The sequence below is a fragment of the Thermodesulfobacteriota bacterium genome (assembly GCA_040758155.1).
Lineage (GTDB): Bacteria > Desulfobacterota > Deferrimicrobia > Deferrimicrobiales > Deferrimicrobiaceae > UBA2219.
Genome location: JBFLWB010000075.1, coordinates 1 through 4,168, shown reverse-complemented (window position 1 = coordinate 4,168; position 4,168 = coordinate 1). Strand labels below are relative to the sequence as shown.

4 protein-coding genes and 1 tRNA gene are annotated in these 4,168 nt (G+C 64.9%); 1 reads left to right on the top strand and 4 read right to left on the bottom strand.

What is annotated here, in order from left to right:
- Nucleotides 1-427 precede the first annotated feature (427 nt).
- From AB1346_04615 to prmA, 4 genes are all read right to left on the bottom strand, one after another.
- Nucleotides 428-503 (bottom strand) — tRNA-Phe (locus AB1346_04615).
- Between the two features lie 18 nt (nucleotides 504-521).
- Entirely contained in the window at nucleotides 522-1,130 is a 609-nt protein-coding gene (locus tag AB1346_04610) for an RDD family protein (protein ID MEW6719715.1), read from the bottom strand.
- A 4-nt stretch (nucleotides 1,131-1,134) separates the two neighbouring features.
- A complete protein-coding gene (locus AB1346_04605) occupies nucleotides 1,135-1,878 on the bottom strand; it encodes an RsmE family RNA methyltransferase (GenBank protein ID MEW6719714.1) in 744 nt (247 codons plus the stop codon).
- 17 nt (nucleotides 1,879-1,895) lie between these two features.
- Nucleotides 1,896-2,825 (bottom strand): 50S ribosomal protein L11 methyltransferase, encoded by a 930-nt coding sequence (prmA, locus tag AB1346_04600; protein MEW6719713.1) that lies wholly within the window; start codon nucleotides 2,823-2,825, stop codon nucleotides 1,896-1,898.
- Nucleotides 2,826-2,952: 127 nt separating this feature from the next.
- Here prmA and AB1346_04595 point away from each other — a divergent pair, with 127 nt between their 5' ends.
- On the top strand, nucleotides 2,953-4,131 hold the full coding sequence (locus AB1346_04595; protein ID MEW6719712.1) for a M20 family metallopeptidase: 1,179 nt from the start codon (nucleotides 2,953-2,955) through the stop codon (nucleotides 4,129-4,131).
- Nucleotides 4,132-4,168 lie beyond the last annotated feature (37 nt).

Here is a 4,168-nt window from a genome sequence, read left to right as displayed (position 1 = left end):
ACAAGATGATCAGGATGGCGGTTATCACAACGATTGATTGAGTCAACCGCTTCATTTGAATCCTCCCTTCCTGCATCGCGCACGACGATGCCCTCGGGTGGGTGAACGGATGACGCAGTTTGTGGAAAAAGGGACAAGGGATCCGTCTCGGGAACGATGGTAAGCATCGCTGGTTCCCTTTCCCCGAAGGGATGACGGTTGTGATGAGAGACGATACCGGATTTGTTTACGATCAGTAGTTTATACGGAGGGATAATAACTGTATAGATAATTATTTATGTATGAAGGCATGCATGAACCAGCGAGAAATATTCGTAGGGATTCAAGTCCTTCCTTCGGCGATTGGTCTGATCCATCGGAGGAGAGGCGGTTACGGTCGAAAGAAAAAAGGACTCAGCCATTTTTGGCCAAGTCCTTGGATATCAAGTGGTGGCCCCTCCCAGAATTGAACTGGGGACACGAGGATTTTCAGTCCTCTGCTCTACCATCTGAGCTAAAGGGCCACCCGGCGGAAGTGAGAATTATATCGGCGGGTTCCCTCGGGTGTCAAGCGGAGGGGGCGGCTCCCGGAGAGCTTCCTCCGCCGCCGGCGGGGCTTCCTCCGAACGCGTCGGCGCTTCCGGGTAACTTTCGAGCTCGGCCGACGGGACGTCGGTCCGGATGACCAGCGTCCGGCACACCTTGTCGTGGAGCCCCTGCTTCCGGGCGTCGAAGGCGGCCCATATGTAGCCGATGTTGAACGTCAGGTCGCACAGGAAATAACCCAGCCACCGGAAGAACGCTTTCTTGTAGCCGAGGGGCGACCCGTCCTCGTTGATCACCTTGATCTTCAGCGCCATCTTGCCGAACGTCTGGCCGCAGCTTCCGTGCAGGTAGACGTAGTAGAAGACGGGGAACGCGAGGTAGAACAGGGCGCGCAGCATGTTGGAGAAGGAGAGGCCGTCCCCGATGTCGCCTTCCTCGATGCCGCTGGGGGGCCACAGCCCCGCCTCGCTGCCGATCCGATCCGTGAGGTAGATCAGGTTGAAGGTGGCGAGGATGAGGACCACGTCGATGATCCTGGCCGCCGCCCGCGTCCAGAACCCCGCGTACGCGTAGGTGGGTTGTTCGGTCCTGCTCACCGGATCCATTTCTTCAGGGCGACTCCTTGTGGAAATGGTACATCACCATCGAAAGAACTGCGAGAGCCGCCGTTTCCACGCGCAGGATCCGGCTCCCCAGCCCGGCGCACCGGCAGCCGGCCGCCACGGCCTCCCGGACCTCGTCCGGGGAGAATCCTCCTTCCGGCCCCACCACGAGGGCGATGCCCTTTACCGGCGGGAGCCCGGAGAGGACCTTCTTCAGCGTGAACTCCCTCTCTCCCTCGTAGAAGACGATCCGCCCTTCATGGCTTGCCGCGCGGCGCAACGCCTCGGCGAACGGCACGATCCCGGAAACCTCGGGTATCCGGCCCGAGCCGCACTGTTTCGCGGCAGCGAGCGCCACCCGCTCCCACCTCAGGAGCCGCTTCTTCGCGTCGGACGGGTCCACGCGGGGGATCGTCCGGGACGAGCGGAACGGGACGACCGCGGATACGCCCAGCTCCGTCGCCTTTTCGAGGATGAAGTCCATCTTGTCCGCCTTCGGAAGCCCCACGAGGAGGGTGACGGCAACCGCAGGCGGCGGCTCCGGCGCGAACGTCTCTAGCACCTCCGCCCGCAGGGAACGGGAGGTCGCTTCGAGGATGCGCATCCGGTAGCGGGCGCCTTCCTCGTCGAACGCGTGGAAGGAATCCCCGACGGAGAGGCGCAGGGAGCGGAGCATATGCCCCGCCTCGGTCCCGGACAGGACCGCGGTGTCCCCGGAGATGTTCTTTCGCTGGACGAGGAAGGTGGGCATACGGGAATGTACCGTCCTTAAGGGAGATTCCCCTTGCGGAGAAGCAGGGCGGACCACTGCCCGTCCGTAGCCTCCTCGACGAGGGAGGCGCCGTGGGCGCGGTATTCCTCCGCGACCCAGCCGCTTTTCTCCTTCAGAATCCCGGAGAGGACGATCCACCCGTCCGGGACGCACCGGGCGACGATCTCATTCGACAGGTCGATGAGAATCTCGGCGATCAGGTTGGCGAGCACCAGATCGAATTCCTCCCCGATCGCGGAGAGGACCGTGCCTTCAGCCCGGAACGCGGCGCCCACGCCGTTCAGCCCGGAGTTCATTCTCGCCACGTCCACCGCCACCGGGTCGGTATCGATGCCGAGGACGCGTTCCGCGCCCAGGCGCGCCGCGGCGATCCCCAGGATCCCCGTTCCCGTGCCGATGTCGAGGACCCTGCGGGGGTAGGGCGCCCGCTCGAAGACTTCCTCGACGAACCGGAGGCACATCCGCGTGGTCTCGTGCGTCCCGGTCCCGAATGCCTGCCCGGGGTCGACCGTCAGCACCACCTCACCCTCGGCGGCGTTGAACGCCTCCCAGGACGGCTTGACGACGAGCCGGCGGCCGACCTTCCGCGCCCGGAAGTGCTCCTTCCACTTCTCCGCCCATCCAGTGTCGGTGATCTCGGTTCCTTCGAGGAACGCCTCCGGGCCCCTGCCGAACGACTCGGCGAGCACGGGGAGGAAGTCGAGAAAGGCGCGCTTCAGCTCCCCGAGGTCGGTTTCCCACGGGAAATACGCGGTCAGCTTCGTGATCTTCGGCGGCGGCGGGATCGGGTCGAAAGGGTCGCCCGCGGCGCCGAGAAGCTGCTCGTCGTAGGCCATCCCGAGGGAGCCGCGGTCCATCAGGAACTGGGTGACCGCGTCGATCGTCTCGCGGCGGACCTCCACGGTGAACGATTTCCAGCGCGTCATCCTTCTCCCTTCCGGAGGGCGGAACGTATGCGATTGCCTGCGCCTTGAGCGGGGGCGCGTCCCGCCGGGGCGGCACGCCGAGTATGCTAAAATAGCACTTCACGCATCGGAAAACCTATAAGGAAATATGGATCCAGAGCGAAAAGCCCTTCTGACCGCCGCCGACCGCCTGCGGCCGACGGCCGTCCGGATGCTGCGGGAAATCACCTCCTACGCGGAGCTCGCGCTACGGGAGACCCGCACCTCCCGGGCGCTCTCCTCCTTCCTCGAGCGGAACGGTTTCCGCGTCGCGCATGGGGTGGCCGGAATGGAGACCGCCTTCCGGGCGGAGTATCCGTTCGGCAAGGGGCGCCCGGCGGTGGCTTTCCTTTGCGAGATGGACGCGCTTCCCTCCATCGGTCACGCGTGCGGCCACAATATCGTGGGGGTCGCTTCGGCGTGCGCGGCGGTTGCGCTGGCGCGGGCGGGAAGGGGAACGTTCCGGTCGGGGAAAGTGGTCGTGTTCGGGACTCCCGCCGAGGAAACGGGATACGGCAAGGCCCGGATGGCGGAGGCGGGCGTCTTCCGGGGGATCGACGCCGTCATGATGGTCCATCCGTCCTCCCGCCGGCATGTCGACAAGGGGTACCTCGCCCTCCACAAGATGTACTTCACCTACCACGGCCGCACGGCCCACGCCGCAGCCTATCCCGAGCACGGGATCAACGCGCTGGACGGCGTCCTTCTCCTGTTCAACGGCGTCTCGGCCCTGCGGCAGCAGCTTCCGGACACGGTCCGCGTCCACGGGATCGTAACGGAAGGGGGGCAGGCCCCCAATATCATCCCCGAACGTGCGCAGGCATATTTCTACGTGCGGGGAGAAACGGAAGCCGAGCTGCGGCGGACCGTCGCGCGCGTGAAGGGCTGCGCCGCCGGCGCCGCGAAGGCCAGCGGCTGCCGCCTGTCGATCGAGGAAGGGCCGTACACTCTCTCCCCGATGAAGGCCAACCCCGTCCTGGCGGGGACGTATCGGCGCGCGTTGGGGCTTCTGGGCCTTCAGGAGAGCGGGGCGCCCGCGAACCGCAACCGGGGCTCCTCGGATATAGGAAACGTTTCGCAGGTCGTTCCCACGCTCCAGCCCAATATCCCCGTCACCGGCGGCGAGCGCGTCGAGATCCACACCCGCCGTTTCGCGGAAGCGACGGTGGCGCCGTCGGGCCAGGAAGGAGTGATGGAAGGGATCCGCGCCCTCGCGCTCACCGGCTACGATCTGTTCTCCGACCCTTCGCTGGTCGATGCGGCGTGGCGGGCGTTCAAGGGTCGATAAGCAGAACAGGGACGTTCCTTAGAACTTCCGCAAAAGT

Coding starts and splice junctions, on each gene's coding strand:
- AB1346_04610 (MEW6719715.1), bottom strand. CDS start 1,130: ATGGATCCGGTGAGCAGGACCGAACAACCCACCTACGCGTACGCGGGG.
- AB1346_04605 (MEW6719714.1), bottom strand. CDS start 1,878: ATGCCCACCTTCCTCGTCCAGCGAAAGAACATCTCCGGGGACACCGCG.
- prmA (MEW6719713.1), bottom strand. CDS start 2,825: ATGACGCGCTGGAAATCGTTCACCGTGGAGGTCCGCCGCGAGACGATC.
- AB1346_04595 (MEW6719712.1), top strand. CDS start 2,953: ATGGATCCAGAGCGAAAAGCCCTTCTGACCGCCGCCGACCGCCTGCGG.